General features: G+C 72.3%; 14 protein-coding genes and 1 riboswitch. Of the genes, 5 read left to right on the top strand and 9 right to left on the bottom strand.

Annotation, left to right across the window (positions count from 1 at the left end; genetic code table 11):
* Positions 1-129: 129 nt before the first annotated feature.
* Positions 130-660: a GNAT family N-acetyltransferase gene (locus ACQPW6_RS16200; RefSeq protein WP_433890346.1), complete on the top strand. Its 531-nt coding sequence runs from the start codon at positions 130-132 to the stop codon at positions 658-660.
* 124 nt (positions 661-784) lie between these two features.
* On the opposite strand, the gene ACQPW6_RS16195 is transcribed toward ACQPW6_RS16200, so the two are convergent.
* From ACQPW6_RS16195 to ACQPW6_RS16180, 4 genes are all read right to left on the bottom strand, one after another.
* Positions 785-1,627 (bottom strand): GH25 family lysozyme, encoded by an 843-nt coding sequence (locus tag ACQPW6_RS16195; protein ID WP_433890345.1) that lies wholly within the window; start codon positions 1,625-1,627, stop codon positions 785-787.
* Between the two features lie 545 nt (positions 1,628-2,172).
* Positions 2,173-2,634 carry a VOC family protein gene (locus tag ACQPW6_RS16190; protein WP_433890344.1) on the bottom strand — a complete coding sequence of 154 codons (462 nt, stop codon included), beginning with the start codon at positions 2,632-2,634 and terminating at the stop codon, positions 2,173-2,175.
* 142 nt (positions 2,635-2,776) lie between these two features.
* Entirely contained in the window at positions 2,777-3,673 is an 897-nt protein-coding gene (locus tag ACQPW6_RS16185) for a YhjD/YihY/BrkB family envelope integrity protein (protein ID WP_433890343.1), read from the bottom strand.
* 181 nt (positions 3,674-3,854) lie between these two features.
* On the bottom strand, positions 3,855-7,904 hold the full coding sequence (locus tag ACQPW6_RS16180; protein ID WP_433890342.1) for an Ig-like domain-containing protein: 4,050 nt from the start codon (positions 7,902-7,904) through the stop codon (positions 3,855-3,857).
* Between the two features lie 317 nt (positions 7,905-8,221).
* Here ACQPW6_RS16180 and ACQPW6_RS16175 point away from each other — a divergent pair, with 317 nt between their 5' ends.
* Positions 8,222-8,722 (top strand): SigE family RNA polymerase sigma factor, encoded by a 501-nt coding sequence (locus tag ACQPW6_RS16175; protein WP_433890341.1) that lies wholly within the window; start codon positions 8,222-8,224, stop codon positions 8,720-8,722.
* 115 nt (positions 8,723-8,837) lie between these two features.
* Positions 8,838-10,145 carry a hypothetical protein gene (locus tag ACQPW6_RS16170; RefSeq protein WP_433890340.1) on the top strand — a complete coding sequence of 436 codons (1,308 nt, stop codon included), beginning with the start codon at positions 8,838-8,840 and terminating at the stop codon, positions 10,143-10,145.
* Between the two features lie 94 nt (positions 10,146-10,239).
* On the opposite strand, the gene ACQPW6_RS16165 is transcribed toward ACQPW6_RS16170, so the two are convergent.
* Genes ACQPW6_RS16165 through ACQPW6_RS16150 form a run of 4 tightly spaced genes read right to left on the bottom strand, consistent with a single transcriptional unit; the run spans position 10,240 to position 14,267 of the window.
* Positions 10,240-10,920 (bottom strand): LuxR C-terminal-related transcriptional regulator, encoded by a 681-nt coding sequence (locus ACQPW6_RS16165; RefSeq protein ID WP_433890339.1) that lies wholly within the window; start codon positions 10,918-10,920, stop codon positions 10,240-10,242.
* Positions 10,872-11,984 carry a sensor histidine kinase gene (locus tag ACQPW6_RS16160; RefSeq protein ID WP_433890338.1) on the bottom strand — a complete coding sequence of 371 codons (1,113 nt, stop codon included), beginning with the start codon at positions 11,982-11,984 and terminating at the stop codon, positions 10,872-10,874. Before ACQPW6_RS16160 ends, ACQPW6_RS16165 begins: the two co-directional genes overlap by 49 nt.
* Positions 11,981-13,336 (bottom strand): FtsX-like permease family protein, encoded by a 1,356-nt coding sequence (locus ACQPW6_RS16155; protein WP_433890337.1) that lies wholly within the window; start codon positions 13,334-13,336, stop codon positions 11,981-11,983. Before ACQPW6_RS16155 ends, ACQPW6_RS16160 begins: the two co-directional genes overlap by 4 nt.
* A 1-nt stretch (position 13,337) precedes the next feature.
* Entirely contained in the window at positions 13,338-14,267 is a 930-nt protein-coding gene (locus ACQPW6_RS16150; RefSeq protein WP_433894548.1) for an ABC transporter ATP-binding protein, read from the bottom strand.
* A 279-nt stretch (positions 14,268-14,546) separates the two neighbouring features.
* On the opposite strand from ACQPW6_RS16150, the gene ACQPW6_RS16145 reads away from it, so the two are divergent.
* Positions 14,547-15,890: an HNH endonuclease signature motif containing protein gene (locus ACQPW6_RS16145; RefSeq protein WP_433890336.1), complete on the top strand. Its 1,344-nt coding sequence runs from the start codon at positions 14,547-14,549 to the stop codon at positions 15,888-15,890.
* Between the two features lie 147 nt (positions 15,891-16,037).
* Here the strand turns inward: ACQPW6_RS16145 and ACQPW6_RS16140 are convergent, their stop codons facing one another.
* Positions 16,038-16,763, bottom strand: coding sequence for an N-acetylmuramoyl-L-alanine amidase (locus ACQPW6_RS16140; RefSeq protein ID WP_433890335.1), 726 nt, complete (start codon positions 16,761-16,763; stop codon positions 16,038-16,040).
* 408 nt (positions 16,764-17,171) lie between these two features.
* Positions 17,172-17,344: riboswitch (cyclic di-AMP (ydaO/yuaA leader) on the top strand.
* A gap of 12 nt (positions 17,345-17,356) precedes the next feature.
* Here ACQPW6_RS16140 and ACQPW6_RS16135 point away from each other — a divergent pair.
* Positions 17,357-18,532 carry a peptidoglycan DD-metalloendopeptidase family protein gene (locus ACQPW6_RS16135; RefSeq protein WP_433890334.1) on the top strand — a complete coding sequence of 392 codons (1,176 nt, stop codon included), beginning with the start codon at positions 17,357-17,359 and terminating at the stop codon, positions 18,530-18,532.
* Positions 18,533-18,566: the final 34 nt, after the last annotated feature.

Genomic DNA, 18,566 nt, shown 5'->3' with positions numbered 1-18,566 from the left:
GCCCGTCGGCCCGTCGGCCCGTCAGCCCGGCCGCCTACCCGTCGGCCAGGGGCGCCCCGAGCACCCCGGCCACCCCGGCCGCCCCGGCCACCCCGGCCCCCAATGAACCGGAGTGTTGAGGATCTTGTGATGGACGACCGTACCGATGACCTCCGGATCCGCCCCGGCAGCCCGGCCGATGCCCCGGCCGTGCTCGGCATGCTCGACGGTGCCGTGGCCTGGATGAACGCGCGCGGGAACACCGAGCAGTGGGGGACGACGCCGTACTCCAAGAAGCCCGGCGGGGTCGAGCGGGTCGAGCGGTACACGACCGAGAACGAGCCGTACATCGCCGAGTTGGACGGGACCCCGGTCGGCGCGCTGGTACTCGACGCCGGGCCCAGCCCGCACATGCCGATCGCGGCGGCCCGGGAGCCCGAGCGGTACGTGCGGCTGCTGGTCTCCGACCGGCGGTACGTCGGCCGGGGCATCGGGGCCGCGCTGCTCGGCCATGCCGTCGAGCAGACCCGGCGGGCCGGGGTGGACCTGCTGCGCGTCGACTGCTGGGCGGGCGGCGGGGGCGAACTCGTCGCCTTCTACGAGCGCAACGGCTTCACGCCCACCGAGCCCTTCGTCTCCGGGACCTGGCCCGGTCAGGTGCTGGCCCGCCGCGTCAGCTGACGCCGGGGACACCGCGCCTCTTCTGGGCCCGGCCCCGACCACCCCGCCCGGGGCGAACCGGCTCGCGTCCGCGAACCGTCCGCGAACCCGTCCGCCCCGGGCGGTAGGACCAACCCCGCCCCGATCAGGGGGTGTTGTTCGCCATCGCCAGCAGCCGCGCCGCCGTGCCGTTGAACCGGTCGCGGTCCACCGCACCCGAAACGCCGCTCACCGAACCGGAGTCGGTGTACTGCCAGAAGGTCCAGTACGGGAAGCCCTTGGGGATCGTCGGGCTGGCCGCCGTGGTCCAGTGCGCCACGTTCAGCGGGCTCTTGGCGGACATGCCGCTCCACCCGCCGGTGCAGGAGTTCCACCAGCTCGCGCTGGTGTAGATCAGCACGTCCCGGCCGGTCCGCGACTTGTAGGTGTTGTAGAAGTCGAGGATCCACGACTGCATGGACGCGGCCGACTTGCCGTAGCAGCCGCCTTCGAGGTCCAGCATGCCGGGCAGCGTCAGGTTGTCGGCCGACCAGGCGCCGCCGTTGCTGGCGAAGTAGTTCGCCTGGGCCGCGCCGCCGGAGAGGTCGGGCCGGGCGAAGTGGTACGCGCCCCTGATCACCTTGGCGTTGTAGGCGTTCAGGTAGTCCGCGTTGAAGGTCGGGTCCTTGTAGTTGGTGGACTCGGTGGCCTTGATGTACGCGAACTGGATGCCGGCGGACTTCACCGAGGACCAGTTGATCGAACCCTGGTAGTGCGAGACGTCGATACCCGCCTGGGTCGTCGCGGCCGGGGCGGCGACACCGTCAGAGCCGAGCTGCAGCTGCCGGGTGTCCGGCGCGAACGCCTTGCTGTCCGCGGTGTAGCCGACGCCCATGTAGCCGCTGCCGAGCGGGATGTTGCTGCCCGACGGCAGGGTCTGCGCGCTGGCCGAGCCCGCCGACATCGTCACGGCGAGCGCCATGCTCGCGCCGGCGACTCCGGTCACCATCAGTTTCCGCTGCACAGCCCTGGTAATGCGGATTCGGGAGAACAAGGCTTTCCTCCTGGCGCGTTGGGGTGGTGCGGGGGACGACGTTGCGAGGTGCTTGGTGGCTCTACTCGCGTAGAAAGACGGCGCTTGCCCGCGGCACGCAGGGGCGGGGCGGTGGTGCACGAGAGCGTGCCGACGGATCCGCGCGTCTCACTGACGCGGGCCGTGCGGTGCGGTGCGATGTCGTGCGGGTGGTGCGAGGCGGTGCGACTGGCACGTTCGTTCGGTGCGAGCAGTACGTTACGGGGTGCTTGTGGTTCTTGAGGTGAACGCGTCATGAGTGACGCATGAACTGACCCCCGCCGTAAAGGGGTTGTACGCAACCCTCTGTGGTGTAGACCAGTGGGGATGCCATGGAGCTGCGACGATGGCGGACCCCCGGCCGGAACTTTCACCGGCACGAAACCACCGCACCGGCGTGCGAACCGCCACGCCGGCGCGGAATCGTACGGGAGTTGGTCGATAGCCGATCGGTAGCCGATCAACAGCCAGTCGGTAGCCGGTCAGTCGAGGCAGAACTCGTTGCCCTCGGGGTCGGTCATCACGATGAAGCCGGCGCTCATCGGCGGGTCGGCCTCGAAGCGCCGTACCCGGGCCGCGCCCAGCGCGACGAGCCGCTCGCACTCGGCCTCCAGCGCCGCCATCCGCTCCTCGCCCTCAAGGCCGGGCGCCGCGCGGACGTCGAGATGCAGCCGGTTCTTGGCGGTCTTGCCCTCCGGCACCTGCTGGAAGAACAGCCGCGGGCCGTGCCCGTCCGGGTCCTCGACGGCCGAGCGCGTGTTGCGCTCGGCCTGCGGCAGTCCGACCCGGTCGAAGAAGGCGTCCCACGCGGCCAACGGGTCCGCGCCTTCGGGGAGTTCGACGCCGGGCGGGCCCGGGTGCACGTAACCCAGCGCGTCGCGCCAGAAGGACGACAGCGCGGACGGATCGTGGGCGTCGAACGTGATCTGGATTTCGCGGCTCATCGTTCTGCTCCGTTCGTGGTGGGCTTGGCGGGGTTCACCGCCGCCAGCCTGCCAGCTGTCGCGGTCAGTTCCCGTCCGCAACGGCCGCCCGTGGTTGACCGCGGCCGACTCCGGCCGGTCGCACGCGCTCTCCCCGGAACCGTCACTCCGGCGCCCCGCCGGCCCCGTCCGCGTGCCACCGCACGCCCGGCGTCTCCTCCTCCGGCACCTCGTACCACCCCTCCGGCTGCCGCGGCCGCGGGATCTCGTCGCCGCGCCGCAGCATCCGGCCGTCCCGGATGTGCCGGCCGAGCAGCGCGCCGCCGAAGACCACGAAGCCGACGCCGACCAGCCAGGTCTCGACGGTCAGTACCGTGCCGACCGGCCCGTACGTGGTCACGTTGCTGACGATCATCGGGGCGAAGAACAGGTGCGAGAAGAGCCGCAGGCCGGCCAGTCCGAGCATCGTGCAGACCGCGCCGGGCAGCGCCGTGCGCAGGTCCACCACGCCGTAGAGCAGGAACCGCTGGCCCCAGGTGAAGAAGGCGACGCCGAGTACGAACGTGAGCGCGATCCTGGTGCCGCCGCGCACGGTGCCGCTGCCCATCACCGCGGCGCTCTGCGACTCGCAGAACAGGTAGCCGGTCAGCACCGCGAGCCACACCGTGCGGCGCCAGTCGCGATGCCACGGCCCGGACGGCAGGTCCCAGATCTTGCGGTAGCCGGTCTCCACGCTCGCCACGAACGTGAGGCCGAAGTAGGCCAGCGACACCAGGCTCCACACGCTGGTGGCGCTCAGCACGTTGCGGGGCGCGTTGAACAGGCTGCGGACGCTGTGCGCGCCGCTCGCGTCCAGGCCCATGCCGTCGACGACCCACTGCGCGAAGCCGGGACGGTTCTCCCACGGGGTCGCCGCGGCGACCACGACCAGCAGCGGCATCAGCGTGACGAAGCCGAGCGCGGCGAACCCCATCGAACGGTGCATCAGTTCGATGTGCGCGGCCTGCTTCCACAGTCGCCCGGGAGCGGACTGCTTCCAGGCGCTGGTCAGTCTGGCCATGGTTTCACCTTCCGCACATCCCGTAGCGTCACCGCTGTGGATACCTGGCCGGGCACCTCCGACGCAACTCAGGCCCCACCGGTGGCCGTTGCCGACCGCTGGTGGGGCCCGGGCTGAGGGAATGCCAACTCACGTGCCTGCTCGCACGTCAGTTCACACGGTGTGAGGTCTTACCCGACGATCACGCCACGGTCACCGTCACCGTAGCCGACGGAGCGGCGGTCGCGGTCGGATCGGTGGCACCGGCGGTCAGGGTGTGCGGCCCGGCCGCCAGCGGAGCGGACGGCGTGCACGTCCAACTGCCGCTGTCGGACGCCGTGGTGGTGCACACCGAGGCGTCGCCGTCCCGCACGGTGACCGTCGCGTCAGGCTCCGACGTGCCCGTCACGGCCGGCGTGGCGGTGACGGTGCTGCCGGCGGCCGGCGAGCTGATCGTCACTGCCGGGGCGAACGGGGCGCTGTCGGGCACGCCGTCACCGGAGATCTTGACGGCGACGCTGTGCACGGTGACCTGGCCGCCGCCGTTGCGCAGCCTGAAGTCGGCGGCGGAGTGCTGCTGACCGCCGAAGTAGGCGTCGGAGGCGGTGACCGTCGCGGTCTTCCAGGTGTTGGTACCGGTCAGCGGGATGCCGCCGGTTGACTTGTACGGGTCCGAACTGCCGTTGTCGTACTGGACGGAGAACGATCCGTTGCCCTGGTCGTAGTAGGAGACGGTGAACTGCGCGGTGTAGAAGCCCGCGTGCGCCACCGAGTCGTCGATGTCGAAGTAGATGTTGCCCTGGGTGCTGGTACGTGAGGTCAGGCCGTCGGTGACGGCGGCGGTGGTCGGGCCGTCGAAGCCGCCCGAGGGGGTCTCGTCCTCGCTCATGCCGTAGGCGTGGTTGGTCTCGCCGACCACCGCGCCGACCGTGGAGGTGCCCGGCGGCAGGTCGGAGGCGTCGAAGTTGACGCCCGCGGAGGCGTCGCTGGTCAGCCCGGTCGGGTCGGCGGCGGTCGCGGTGACGGTCTGCCGGCCGGCGGTGAGGCCGCCGTCGGGGGCGCAGCTCCACGCCCCGGTGTGGTCGGCGGTGCCGGTGCACACCGTGCTCGCGCCCTCGTGCACGGTCACCGTGCCGTCGGGCAGGGCCGTTCCGGCGATGGCCGAGTCGAGCTTGACGGTCGAGCCGGCGTGCGGGGTGGTGATCGCCGGGGCCGGCGGGAACGCGTGCTCGGCGGGCACCCAGGCGCCGGTGACGCTCACCCCGACGCTGTGCACGGTGATCGGGCCGCCGGCCGGGTCGTGCAGCCGGAAGTCGCCGCCCGCGGCCTCAAGGCCGCCGAAGTAGCCGCCCTTGATGCTGACTTGGGCGGTCTTCCAGGTCCTGCTGTCGGTGAGCTTGATGCTGCCCGCGGTGTGGTCCGGGTCGCGGGCGCCGTTGTCGTACTGCACGGCGAGCGTTCCGGTGCCCGCGTCGTAGTACGACACCGTCACCGTCGCGTCGTAACTCCCGCTGGCCGCTGTGCCGTTGTCGATGCCGAAGTACAGGTCGCTGCTGCCGTGCCCGGCCGGGGTGCCGGTGGTGCGCGCGGTCAGGCCGTCCACCACCGCGGCGGTGGTGCTGCCACCGGGCGCGGTGGCGTCGTCCAACTGCGTGATGCCGTAGGAGTGGTTGGTGGTGTCGAGGACGGCGCCCGCGGTCGCGGTGCCCGTCGGGTCGGCCGTGGCGTCCAGGCCGAGCTTGACCGGGCCCAGGTGCCGGGCGGCGGTCGGCGCGGTGCCGGTGACCTCGGCGAACGGCAGCGCGCCGGTGGGCGCGGACACCTGCTGCACGAGGTAGGAACTGCCCTTGTGCACGGGCACGTTGACGATGGCCGCGGTGGTGGAGCGCACCACGGTACGGCCGCTGCGGCCGTCCACGACCTCGACGCGCTGCCCCGGCCACGGGTTCTTCACCCGCAGGGTGCCGTTGCTGCCGGCCTCGATCGCGGCGGTCACCAGAGTGCCGTTCTGCACCTGGACGTCCGCCTTGTCGCCGTGCTGGAGGTAGACGCTGCCGGCGCCGTCCCAGTCGCTCGGCCAGGCCGGCGCGAAGCGGATGATGCCGTCGAAGTCCTGCGCGAGTGCCTCGTTGACGGCGGTGGCGGCGCCCGACTCCTGCTCGATGTACGGCTGGTAGCCGAGGGAGTTGCCGAGGTCGGCGAACCCGTTCGGGTACACCTGGTGGCCCTCGGTGAGCGAGATCAGGTTGCTGCGCACCTCGGCCGGGTTCTGCAGCCGGGCCGCGTCGATCGCGTCCATCGACCAGTCGTTGCCGCCCTTGTTGGGGCGGTGGGCGTAGCTGCGCTGCTCCAGCGAGAACAGGTTGGCGTCCTGGTCACTGACCGTGTTCCACGGCCACAGCGGCTCCAGTTCGATGTTCTCGCCGTTGCGCCGCTCGGCGGCCGGCTCGTAGGAGATGGCGATCATGTCCGTACCGGTCGCGTCCGCCGCGTCCGTCTCGGCCTGCGTGTAACCGGGGTTGAGCAGCTTGCTGCGGGTGTCCTGGTCGGTCCGCGGGTACGGCGGGATCTGGGTGGCGGCCTTGGTGACCCGCTTGACCAGCGCGGCGTCCGCGCCCCTGTCGGTGCCCAGCGCCTTCGCGGCCTGCTGGATGATCGGGAACAGCGTCCGGTCCACCGCGATGTCGGTGGTCGGGTCCTGCACCGACCACTGCGTCTCGTGCGCGTTGGCGTTCGCGTGCAGCAGGCCGTCGGTTCCGACCTTCTGGTAGGCGAGTTGGAACTCGGTGGTGGACTTCATGAACGGGAAGTACTTCTTCAGCGTCTTGAGGTCGCCGGTGGCCTGGTACTGCTCCCACATGTAGAGCGAGACCTCGGGGCCGCTGGAGATGTCCAGCGCGTTCCAGTTCGGCGCGCTCGCCTGGCTGCACGAGGAGTTGACGCCCGGGCCGAGGTCGCCGCCGTTGCCGTTGAAGCGCATGGTCTCGGGCAGGCAGGAGCCGGGCAGGCCGCCCATCGCGGCCTTCGTCCAGGCCTCGATCTGCGGGGTGTCCTCGGCGTACATGTCGAAGATCGGGGTGTTCAGGGCGTAGTTGCCGGTGCTCATGTTCGCCGAGATCTGGGTGCGCAGGTTCCACAGCCAGTACGCCGACGGCTGCCAGGTCTGCTGGTCCTTGCTCCACGCGAACATGTCGGCCTCGCCGGCCTGGCTGCCCGGGTAGATGCCCTTCTTCATCGACGCCTGCTCCTCGTAGAGGTAGAGCGTGCGCAGGTTCTCGATGTAAGCGGCGCTGCCGTCGGCGGAGTTCATCTCCACCAGGCCCGAGTGCGTCCAGAAGCTCTTCCACCAGCGGTCCTGGCCGGACAGCAGGGACGACTCACGGGCGTCGGCGTCGTGGCCGATCACCTTGGCCGCGGTCTTGACCGCCGTCTGCTTGTCGCTGCCGCCGGTCCAGCCGGGGGAGGCCACCACGACCCGGAAGGTGCCGTCGGCCTTCGGCTTGAAGCCGACCTTGATCTGGGTCGGGCTCGCCACGGTGGTGCTGACCTGCCGGCCGCCGGCGGTGATGCCGGCCAGCGTGCCGAACGTCTTGCCGCTGCCGCCCGAACCGCCGTCCACCCAGGTCTCGGAGAGGGTGCCGACGGTGCCGGAGACCGCGGTGGCCGGCTTGCGTCCCGACCACAGGTTGACCGTCGCGGTCTGCGCGACCGACGGGTCGGCGCCGGACACGTCGACGATCAACTCGTCCTTGTCGCCCGCCACCCACGCCTTCAGCGACATGCCGCCGCCGGACTCGTGCAGCACGCCGTCGGTCAGGTCGAGCGTGGCGTGGAAGTCGGCGGCGTGCGATATCACCGACAGGCCGGGGATGTTGAGCTGGCCGGGCGACTTGCGGTCCGGCATGGTGTCGGACCGGTTCAGCTGCGCGGTGAAGCCGCCGGCCGCCCACGCGGCCACGCCCAGCGAGCCGTTGCCCAGCGGCATCGACGCGATCGGGTCGGTGTTCGGCGAGCCGAGGACGAGGTCGGAGCGGCTGACCACGGCGGTCGGGTCGAGCTGGAAGGAGCCGTGCCGCCAGGCGGTGGTGGGGCCCGGGGCCGCCGGGGTCTTGGCGGCCGGGCCGCCCGGCGCGGCCTGGGCGGCGGCGCCCGAGCCCATCACGACGATGCCGGCCAGCGCGGCGAGCAGCGCCGACCAGAGCGCGAGGGCACGCCGGAGCGGGGCCCTCCGGTTCAGGGGGATGATGTGCACGGTGCCCTCCAGGGCTGGACGCGGCTCGGCTGCGGGCCCGGAAGTGATCCGATGATTGAGGCTGTGTCTGCCCGCAGTCAATCAACATCGTGGGTGAACTGGGTGTCGGCTGCACTTAACATCGGACGACTGCCGTTCTAATCCATCCGTGGCACCCCCGTAAAGACCCGTGACGGCCGCAGCTTGGCGGCGCCGGGAAATCGTGGCCGGTGGGCCGTCACACGAGCGTGGTCCCACGCGTGTAAGTAGTCGAAGGTCGGTGACGTCGAACAGGACTGAGCCGAGGGGCCCACGAGCAAGGACCGGAAGGACACGCAGTGGCCGAAGCACCCGCGGACTACCTGGAGTTCGCCGCCGCGCGCAGCAGACACCTGTTCCGCACCGCGTGCCTGCTGACCGGGGACTGGCACCTGGCCGAAGACCTCGTGCAGGAGACGCTGGCGAAGATGTACCGCTCCTGGCGCCGGATAGACCGGACCGACACCCCGGTCGCCTACGCCAACACCGTCCTGGTGCACCTCTTCCTCTCGCAGCGCCGCCGCCGCAGCTCCGACGAGTACCCCAGCGACAACCTGCCGGAGCCGGCCGGCCGCAGCGAGGACCCCGAGCTGCGGCTGACGCTGCTGGAGGCGCTGGCCCGGATGTCCCCCAGGGACCGGGCGGTGCTGGTGCTGCGCTACTGGGAGGACCGCTCGGCCGACGAGACCGCGCTGACCCTGGGCACCACACCGGAGGCGGTACGGGCCCAGTGCCTGCGGGCACTGCAACGGCTGCGGGCGCTGCTCGGCAGCCAGTTCATGGAGATCACGCCGAAGTAGGCCCGGTCCGCCCGGTCCTCCCGACCCCTACGGCTCGCGGCAGCCCGCAGCGGCCGCGGCACCCGCGGTGGACCGCCGCGGTTTCGTACCCACCACTCCTGGACGGAGATCCAGCATGTCCCTTGACGAGCAGTTCGCCCAGCTCCTGCCCAGCGCGATGATGGAGGCGGCCGAGGAGTTTCCCGCCCCTTCCCCCGACCTGGTGTCGCGCGCCACCGCCCGCGGGATGCGCCAGGTCAAGGTGCGGGCCGTGCAGATGAGCGCCGCCGCCGTGGCGCTGGCCGTGGTCGCCACCGGCGGGGCGCTGTTCGGCGCCGGAGTGCTGGGCGGCGGCGGTGGCGCCTCGCCCACCCACACCGTCGTCGGCGGCCCGGCGGTGCCCGGCCAGGATGCGAACGTGCCCTACCACAAGGCCGGGCCGCCGGTGACGTCTGCGTGGATGGTGGCCACCCTGACCGGCCTGCTGCCCAAGAGCGGCAAGGCCACCCACACCGGTGGCATGGGCACGATGCAGAAATGGGGAGCGCTCCGGGCGCAGGCCGACTACACCACGCTGACAGGCACGTCCGGACTCAACCTCACGCTCTCCCGGCACAACACCCGCTTCTCGGCCGGTCAGTACTTCGGTTACAGCGCATGCCTCGACGAGCAGAAGTCGAACCAGTTCGGTGCCAAGTGCACGATGCGGACACTGCGGAACGGGTCTGTGCTGATGGTCACCGAGAGGGTCGCGGTGAAGGGCCGCCCGGCGGCGCAGGGGCTGTACTCGGTGGACCTCGTCACCAAGGACGGCCTGGAGATCTCGATCACGGAGTCCGCCGGCGGCAGCGGCGGGACGAGCGTCCGTCCGAGCGACATGGTGCTGTCCAAGGACCAGCTCACCGAGATCATCAGCAGCAAGGTGTGGACGAGGGCGTTCGACGCGCTCCCCACCCCGCCGCTGAGGCCGGGACACACAGGGTCGACTCCGACATCCGGGCTCGCGTCCGGTTCCGAGGTCCGAGACGTGATCACCTCCGCCCTGTCCAAGGGCGGCAGGCTCAGCGACTGGGGCGTCTCCGACGGCTACGCCGTGGCGACCTACGACAAGGGCACGGACAAGGGGGTGGTCGCGGTGCAGACCCAGTCGGGCATGTACAAGGACGTGTCACCGCTGATGGTCTGCGAGCGCGGCGAGACGGTCTGCAAGGTCAGCACCATGAGCGACGGCGCGAAGGTCCACGCGTACATGGACTCGTCCCGGGACCCCGGGGCCCCGGAGTCCGTCGTGGACGTCCTGTACCCCGACGGCCGCCGGATCATCGCGACCTGGGCGACCGACAAGTACGCGCCCGACGGCTCGGTGGTCCAGGGCAACCCCGGGATATCGCTCGACGAGCTCAAGTCGATCGCCCTCAACCCGCAGCTGCAAGGGGGGAAGTGACCGCTCCCCCCGCCTCCTGACGGGGCCCGGGCCCCGCCCCCGAAACGGGGCTCGGGCCCTCCGCGCCCGCCCGGGTCTTACCCTCGCCCGGGACCTACTCGCGCCCCGGGGCCCGCTCCGTGGTGGCGGCCGGGTCGCGCAGGTACTGGAGCACCGCGAGCACCCGGCGGTTGTCGTCGGAGGCGGTCGGCAGTTCGAGCTTGGTGAAGATGTTGTTGATGTGCTTGCTCACGGCGTTCTCGGTGACGACGAGCGCCGCGGCGATACCGGCGTTGGAGCGGCCCTGGGCCATCAGCGACAGCACCTCCCGCTCCCGCGGGGTCAGCCGGGTCAGCGGCTCGTGCGCGTCGAGGCGTGAGACCATCGCGGCCACCACCTTCGGATCGAGTACGGTCGCACCGCCGGCGACCTCCCTGACGGTGTCGATGAACTTCGGTACGTCGGCCACCCGGTCCTTGAGCAGGTAGCCGATCGCGCCCTCGCCGGACTTCAGCAACTCCCGTGCGTAGAGCTGCTCCACGTACTGGCTGAGCACCAGCACCGGCAGTCCGGGGCGCCGGGTGCGGGCCTCGATGGCCGCGACCAGGCCCTCGTTGCGGTAGGTCGGCGGCATCCGCACGTCCACGATCGCCAGGTCGACCTGCTCGTCCTCCAGAGCGGCGGCCAGGGCGTCGGGGTCGCCCACCGCGGCGACGACCTCGAAGTCATGGGCGACCAGCAGCCGGGTCAGGCCGTCCCTGAGGAGGGCGAGGTCTTCGGCGACGACAACGCGCAACGTATCTCCAAGGTCACTTCGGTGGGACCGCCGGGCGGGCTCTGCAGCGTGACGGCACCGTCGAAGACCTCAAGGCGGCGGACGAGGCCGCGCAGTCCGGTTCCGGCGCCGAGGTCGGCGCCGCCCACCCCGTCGTCGCCGACCACGACGGTCAGGGTACCGTCGGCGTGCTTCAGGCCGACCCAGGCCCGTTGCGCACGGCTGTGCTTGATCACGTTGGCCAGGCACTCGTTGACGGCGAAGTACACCGCCGACTCCACCGGCGCCGCCAACTGCCCCGGGACGTCCGCCGTCACGGTGACCGGCAGCGCCATGTCGAGCGAGAGCGCCTGCACCGCGCCGACCAGACCCCGGTCCACCAGCACCGGCGGGGAGATGCCCTCCATCACCGTCCGCAGGTCGCCCAGCGCCGACAGCGTGGTGGCCCTGGCCTCGACGAGCAGTTCTGCGACGGCGGCCGGGTCGCGGTCGAGCAACTGGCTTGCCAGCCCCAGGTTCATCGCCAGCGACACCATCCGGGCCTGCGCGCCGTCGTGCAGGTCCCGCTCGATCCGCCGCAGTTCGGCGGCCTGCACGTCGAGCACGCCGCTGCGGGTGCGGCTGAGCACCTTGACCCGGTCGGTGAGTTCACGCTCCCGGGCCGGCGGCAGCCGCTGCAGCCACCAGGCGTGGGCCGCGAGCGCGGCGGCCACCACCGGCATGGTGAACACCGGCCAGAAGAAGCCGCGCCCGGACAGCAGCCAGACGCCGATGTCCATCGCCACGTACACCACGCTCAGCGCGGCCTGGATGGCCAGCCCCCGCCGCCGGCCGGGCGGCCGGCGGCGGCCCCAGTAGACGGCGTACTGTGCCGCCAGGTTGAGCGCGAGGCCGAACCACACCCACTGCGGCCAGAAGTAGTCGGGCCCGAAGGCGAGCCGGACGAGGGCCACGTCCAGAGCGACCAGGAGGGACACCACGCCCTGCGTGACCAGCAGCCGGCCCCAGCTCCAGCTGCCGTCCGGGCGTCGTACCAGCGACCTCAGTCCGTTCCGGATCCGCTGCCCCCCTCCGTGCCGCGTCATGCCGCCGCACCCCGCAGGACGGTGATCGCCGGGCCGCGGGTGGTGCGGCGGGCCGCCGCCAGGCTCGCGCCGACGGTGAGGGCGGCCACGCCGCCGACCACGGCCAGGTAGATCCCGATCGAGGTGTCGGGCACGGCCTTGTCCGTCACGGCCAGGCTGTACGGCACCACCGACAGCAGGCCGGCGAGCGATCCGAACAGCACCCCGGTGACCAGCATCAGCACATTCTCCGCGAAGACCTGCCGCAGGATCTGCCGGGGGGTCGCCCCGGTGAGCCGCAGCTGCGCGAACTCCCGCCGCCGGTTGGTGGTCTCCGAGACCAGCAGGTTGACCAGCATCACCGCGGCGAACACCGCGATCACCCCGACCACCACGTAGTTGAGCGTCGCGGTGTTCTTGTCGTCGGCCGTCATGGTGGTCCTGGTGCTGTTCCAGATGGCCTGCATGTACAGCGTGCCGGTGGAGATCGCGGTGCAGATCACGATCGGCATCATCGGGGTGGCCGCCCGCTGGATCCGCTGCCGGACCGCGAGCACGCCCATCCGGGCCGACGCCCCGGTGCCGCCGAGCAGCGGACCGAGCACGGCGCTCGCCGCCCGCAGGATCACCGGCGCCAGCAGGGCGAAGCCCAGCGAGGACATGACGCAGCCCTCGCCCGCGACGGACTGGGTCTGCAACTGCTTGCCGTCCATCACGGTCGCGGTCATCACACCGCAGCTGATCCCGCCGACCAGCAGCACCAGGCCGGCGACCAGCCGGGCCCGGCCCATCGTGCGGCCGCCGTCGGCCGCGTCGAGCAGCGCGTCCTGCACCCGGCGGCGGGCCGCGCGCCGCGCCGTCACCCAGGTGGCGATCAGCGCGGCGACCAGCGTGCCGACCACGCCGGTGCCCAGCGCGGAGCCGCCGAACCGGTAGCCGACGCCGTCGCCGACCTGGCCGGTGGCCTGCAGGATGTGCAGCAGCCCGTAGCCGCCGCCGAAGCCGGCCGGGACGGCGAGCAGCGCGGCCAGCACGCCGACCACCGCCGTCTCGGCCATGATCAGCCGGGTCACCTGGCCCGGGGTGGCGCCGACGCTGCGCAGCAGCGCCAGCTCGGCGGCCCGCTGCCGGGCCGCCACCGCCAGGATGGTGCCGACCGAGAAGGCCACGATGATGGCGCCCCAGCCGCCGATCACCGAGGCCATGATCGTCAGTACGTTCTTGTCGCTGTCGGCCACTCCCGGGCCGCCGGCGGTGTCGAGCATCGAGGCGAAGGCCATCACGATGGCCGCGCCGAGGAAGACGGACACGAAGCTCGCGACGAAGCCGCCGCGGCGGTGCCTTACGGAGGCGATCGCCAGTCCGGTGGCCATGTCAGGCTCCCTTCACGGTCATGGGGCGCGGGTAGGTGGGGGCTTGGGTGCTCGCGGTCGCGGCCTGGGTGCCCGCGGTCGGGGCTTGGGTGTCCGCGGTCGCGGCCTGGGTGTCCGCGGGGGCGGGGGTGCGCCGGCCGCGGCGGGCGGCGAGGTCGTCCAGGCGGGCCATCCGGCCGGCCACCTCCTCCGCCGTCGGGTTCGGCAGCCGGTCCACCAGCGAACCGTCGGCCAGGAACAGCACCGTGTCCGCGTACGCCGCGGCCACCGGGTCGTGCGTCACCATCACCACCGTCTGGCCGAACCGCTCGACGCTCTCGCGCAGCAGCTCCAGCACCTGCCGCCCGCCGGCGGTGTCGAGCGCGCCGGTCGGCTCGTCGGCGAACAGCACGGCGGGCCTGGCGGCCAGCGCCCGGGCGATCGCCACGCGCTGCTGCTGGCCGCCGGACAGTTCCGCGGGCCGCCGGTCGGCCAGGTCGGCGATGCCGAGCCGGTCCAGGATCGCGGCCCGCTCCCTGCGCTCCTCGCGGCTGCCGCGCCGGCCGGCGAGCTGCTGCGGCAGCCGGACGTTCTGCGTCACCGTCAGGTAGGGAATCAGGTTGTACTGCTGGAACACGAAACCGACGCGCGTCCGCCGGAACCTGGTCACCGCCGCCTCGTCCCCGCCCGGCAGCTCGTCGCCGCCGACGAAGACCTGCCCCCCGGTCGGCCGGTCGAGCCCGGCCGCGCACTGGAGCAGCGTGCTCTTGCCGGAGCCGGACGGCCCCATCACCGAGGTGAAGGTGCCGGACTCCAGCACGAGCGACACCCCGTCCAGCGCCGTCACCGGGCTCGACACGCCCTCGTACACCTTCGTCACCGACGCCAGCCGCAACGCTTCCCCGGCTCCGCCGCGTACCGGCCTTTCCTCTGCCACGCCGTACGTCATCATCTCCGCGACCTCTCCCTGGTGCTTGTGGTCCTCCGACGTCATGCTTCGACGCTACGGAGATCGCGGGGGCGGGAACATGCTGCCAGGATCCGGTTTCCGCACTACAGAAAACCCCACCATGGGGGGTGGGGCGCGTGGTTCGGGTGCGGCCCCGGGGGCGGGTCGGTGGGGTGCGGGTGCGCTGGGGCTGGGCGGGCAGTTCCCCGCGCGCTTCGGGGGCTTGCCTGGTCGGGGCCAGTGGGGGGAGGGGTGTCAGTGGTGCGGGATATCGTTCCAAACATGGCGCTGAGAGACATCACGAGGCTTGAGGTGGACGAGGCGGTGGCGGAGTGCGACCGGCTCGGGCGCGCTCAGTTCCTGCGCGACTACGGGTTCCGGCGGGCTCAGCGCTACCTGCTGTCGTACGGCGGCAGGCTGTACGACTCCAAGGCCATCGTCGGTGTCGCGCACGGCTATCTGCCGGGGCGGGAGCGGTTGACGGCGAAGGAGTTCGTGGGGGGCGACGCCACGGTCGCCGCGCTGCTGCGCCGCCTCGACTACACGGTGGTCTCGGGTGGGCCGGCGGATTCGGACGGCGCCGAGGAACTGCTCGCCCGCATAGCCGGGTTGACGGTGAACCGGGCGTCCGGGCGCGGGCCCGCGCTCTACCAGCCGATCACCTTGCTGTGGGCCATCGGGCGGGCCCGGCACGGGGCGCGGCGGCTGCTGCCGTGGGACGAGACGCAGGAGGCGGTCGGCGGCCTGCTGGCCCGGCACGGGCAGCGGAACGAACGCCCCCGGCCCGACTACCCGATCGCCGCCCTGCACCGGGCGGGCCTGTGGGAGTTGCGCGATCACGAGGGCGCCGTCCCCAGCGCGCACGGCGACGCCGAACTACGGCGCTGGTTCGCCGCCAACCAGCCCACCGGCGGCCTCGCCGACCCCTACCACGACCTGCTGCGGCGCTCGGGCGAGACCCGCCTCGCCGTCCTGTGCACCCTGCTGGAGACGTACTTCGACGGGCTCGACCACCGCGAACTGCTCACCGAGGTCGGCCTCTACGACGAGGGGGTCGCCGACGACGCGCCACCGCCGGCCGGGCCCGGGGATGGTGCCGGGGATGGGACCGGGGGCGAGGCCGGGACCGGCGGCGCGGCCGATCAGCCGGCCGCGACGCCACCCGTCCCTGCGGACCCCGCCGCCCTCTCGGCCGCCGCCGAGGAAGCCGCGGCCATGCGCGCCCGGGCCGCCGAGTACGACCGGCTGTGCCGGATGGCCGAACGCCGGGAGCGGGAACGGCGCCAGGCCGGCGAGGCCCCGCGCCGTGACGCCACCGGCAGCGACCCCATACGGCTGGCCGCGGCCCGCAAAGCCGTGCTCAAGCGGAGCGACGGCGCTTGCGAGAACCCGACCTGCACCGGCCAGCCCGCCGACGTCACCACCGCCGGCGCGGCCATCCTCGAGGTGGACCACGTCGTGGAGCTGGGCCTGGGCGGCCGGGACCACCCCAGCCAGATGATCGCCCTCTGCCCCAACTGCCACGCCATCAAGACCCGCGGCCGGACCCGCGACGCCCTGCGGTCCGTCCTCCTTGAGCTGGCCCGCGAGCGGCATGTGCGGCTGCGTTCCGGCAACGCGAACTGAGCCGGCGGCTCGGCGCCGAGGGCAGGCCGGCTCCGGCCGCACCCGGGGCAGGGCGCCGCGCATCCGGGCAGCCCGCCGCGCGCCCGGGCAGGCGGCCGGCGCCCGTGCCAGGCGGCCGCTCGCCGGCCACCCCGAGCGCGTCGCCGGTCAGCCGCCGTTGACCAGCCGGATGTACCGCACCCAGTCCCAGTTCGGCCCGGGGTCGGTGTGGTCGGTGCCGGGCACCTCGACATGCCCGATGATGTGCTGCCGGTCCTTGGGTATCCCGTACTTGTCGCAGATCTCGGCGGTCAGCGCGGCCGACGCGTGGTACATCGCCGCGGTGAAGTACGAGGGCTGGTCCACCCAGCCCTCGTGCTCGATGCCGATGCTGCGCGTGTTGTAGTCCCAGTTGCCCGCGTGCCAGGCCACATCGTGCTCGCGCACGCACTGGTCGATCGCGCCGTCCGCGGACCTGACGACGTAGTGCGAGGTGGCGGCGTGCGCCGGGTCCTGGAAGAGCTTGATCGTGTCGCTGAACGTCTCCTGGGTCACATGGATCACCACCAGGTTGATCGGATAGGTCGAAGGCCGGTTGGCCACGGTGTAGTTGGCGGTGCTGGCCGGGGCCCAGGTGGCCGACGGGTAGTCGACGGTGCCGGCGGCCGGCCGGGCCGTGCGGGTGGCGGCCGAGGCACGGGTCCTGCCGCCGGGCCACAGCTCGCCGGCCAGGCCCGCGGTGGCGGCGGCACCGAGGGCCAGGCCGCCGCGCAGCAGCGAACGGCGGCTGGCGGAGGAGGAGTTGGCCGGTGAGTCGGCTGAGGACTCGGCCGAGAAGCCGGGCGAGGAGCTCTCGGCGGACCGGGATTCGGGGGAGTGGCTGGAGCTGGGCATGGGGGCTCCCTGTGGGGCGGGCAGGCGTCAGCACGGTGGGGCGAGTGCATGACAAGAACGTGGGGCTCGTTCATCGTGCGACCCGGCCCCCTGACCTGCCAAGGGCTTCGCGAATTGGCAGAGGTCCAGACCGCTGGCACCCGGCCCGTCTGCCGCCCGCGCCCCTTGCCCACAAGGCGCGCCACCGCCACCTACTCACTCAAGGTAGCCATCTCAACCCCCTCCGATAACAACTGACTTACGCTCCTGTCACCGCCCAGCCACACCACTTGCCCGCTATACCCCTACTACGACTGATGTGGCCGGTTGGTTCCCGCCGTCAACTCTTGGATTCGGCTTGGAATTCGCCTCCGGCTCTATTAACGTTCGATAACGCAGCGCGGTCGTCACCGTCGCCGAACAGGCGGCACCGTGCGCTTGCCGAATCCCGTCCGCGGGAACCGGGGACCCGCCCTTCTGTACGCCGTCACCCACGGCTCAGGAGGGGTCCAATGGGGTGAATCGGGCAGCACTCAGGCCCGTAGGAGACCTTCCTGCTCCGAACCCGTCAGCTAACCCGGTAGGCGAGAAGGAAGGAAAGGAGTGCGCCCGCCGTGGCGTCCAACCAGCCTGCCTACGCTCCACCCGCTCCGGAGGCCGAGTCCGCCGGAGCCGGTGGTTGGGACGAGTTCCCCGCGTCCGAAACGCCCGACGCCGCCGCTTACCTGGACGATCTGCGCGGCAGGCACCGGTTGCCCCGGCAGCGCAATCTCGCCCGTGGCACGACCGTGCTCGGGGTCGCGGCGATGGCCGCGGTCGGGGCGGGAGGTGTGGCCGTCGCCGCGGAGTCCGCGCCGGCGCCGCTGGCCGCGCCGGACCTGAGCGACGTGAGCGAGGCGCCCGGCCCCGACGTACTGGACGCACCGGACGCGGTCGGCGTGCCCGAGTCGCCGGGCGTCCCCAACTCCGTTGCGCTGTCAGCCGTCAAGGAGCTGCCCGAGGCCGCGACCCCGGCCGCGGACACCCCCGTACAGCCTGTGCGGGGTGCGGCGGACGGCCAGGATGCGGCCCAGGACCGTACGGACCCTGACCCGGCCCCGGACTCCGACCCGGCCGCCACCACGGACACGCCCGCCGGAGTCCCCACGGCCGTCGAGCCCGGCGAAGCGCTCCGCACCCGGATACTCGGCCAGGTCGCCCGCCAGCGCGAGGCAGTCGCGCGCGCCGAGCGCGAGGCCGCAGAGAAGGCCGCAGCCGACCAGTCAGCCCGCGAGGCCGCCGCCCAGAAGGTGCGCGAGCAGGCCGCCCAGGCGAAGGCCGCCGCCGAGGAGAAGGCGAAGGCCGAGGCCGCCGCGGCAGCCAAGGCGGAGGCCGAACGCCTGGCCCAACTGGCCGCGTCCTACGTCAAACCGGTCGCGTCCTACACCCTCACGGCGGGCTTCGGCGAGTCCGACTCGCCCTGGGCCACCAGCCACACCGGCCAGGATTTCGACGCCCCCACCGGCACCCCGGCGCACGCCGTCCACGGCGGCACGGTGACGTCCGCCGGCTGGGCGGGCTCGTACGGCTACCGCGTCGTGCTCACTCTCGATGACGGCACCGAGCTCTGGTACTGCCACCTGTCGACGATGGTCGTCACCTCGGGACAGGTCACCACCGGCGACACGATCGGCCGGGTCGGCGCCACCGGCAACGTCCCGAGCCCGCACCTCCACCTGGAGGTCCGCCCCGGCGGCGGCGCGCCCACCGACCCGCTGCCGTGGCTGCGTTCCCACGACGTGACCGTCTGACCCACCGCACCACCCCGTTACTCCCGTCCCCCCG

The organism is Streptomyces sp. CA-111067, from assembly GCF_050956065.1.
Classification (GTDB): domain Bacteria; phylum Actinomycetota; class Actinomycetes; order Streptomycetales; family Streptomycetaceae; genus Actinacidiphila.
The sequence above is the reverse complement of the archived record's forward strand: the minus strand, read 5'-3'. Positions and strand labels throughout refer to the sequence as shown.

What these genes read in the sequence shown, in the direction of transcription:
- ACQPW6_RS16200 (WP_433890346.1), top strand. Translation starts at nt 130, where the DNA reads ATGGACGACCGTACCGATGACCTCCGGATCCGCCCCGGCAGCCCGGCC.
- ACQPW6_RS16195 (WP_433890345.1), bottom strand. Translation starts at nt 1,627, where the DNA reads ATGGTGACCGGAGTCGCCGGCGCGAGCATGGCGCTCGCCGTGACGATG.
- ACQPW6_RS16190 (WP_433890344.1), bottom strand. Translation starts at nt 2,634, where the DNA reads ATGAGCCGCGAAATCCAGATCACGTTCGACGCCCACGATCCGTCCGCG.
- ACQPW6_RS16185 (WP_433890343.1), bottom strand. Translation starts at nt 3,673, where the DNA reads ATGGCCAGACTGACCAGCGCCTGGAAGCAGTCCGCTCCCGGGCGACTG.
- ACQPW6_RS16170 (WP_433890340.1), top strand. Translation starts at nt 8,838, where the DNA reads ATGTCCCTTGACGAGCAGTTCGCCCAGCTCCTGCCCAGCGCGATGATG.
- ACQPW6_RS16160 (WP_433890338.1), bottom strand. Translation starts at nt 11,984, where the DNA reads ATGACGCGGCACGGAGGGGGGCAGCGGATCCGGAACGGACTGAGGTCG.
- ACQPW6_RS16155 (WP_433890337.1), bottom strand. Translation starts at nt 13,336, where the DNA reads ATGGCCACCGGACTGGCGATCGCCTCCGTAAGGCACCGCCGCGGCGGC.
- ACQPW6_RS16150 (WP_433894548.1), bottom strand. Translation starts at nt 14,267, where the DNA reads ATGATGACGTACGGCGTGGCAGAGGAAAGGCCGGTACGCGGCGGAGCC.
- ACQPW6_RS16145 (WP_433890336.1), top strand. Translation starts at nt 14,547, where the DNA reads ATGGCGCTGAGAGACATCACGAGGCTTGAGGTGGACGAGGCGGTGGCG.
- ACQPW6_RS16140 (WP_433890335.1), bottom strand. Translation starts at nt 16,763, where the DNA reads ATGCCCAGCTCCAGCCACTCCCCCGAATCCCGGTCCGCCGAGAGCTCC.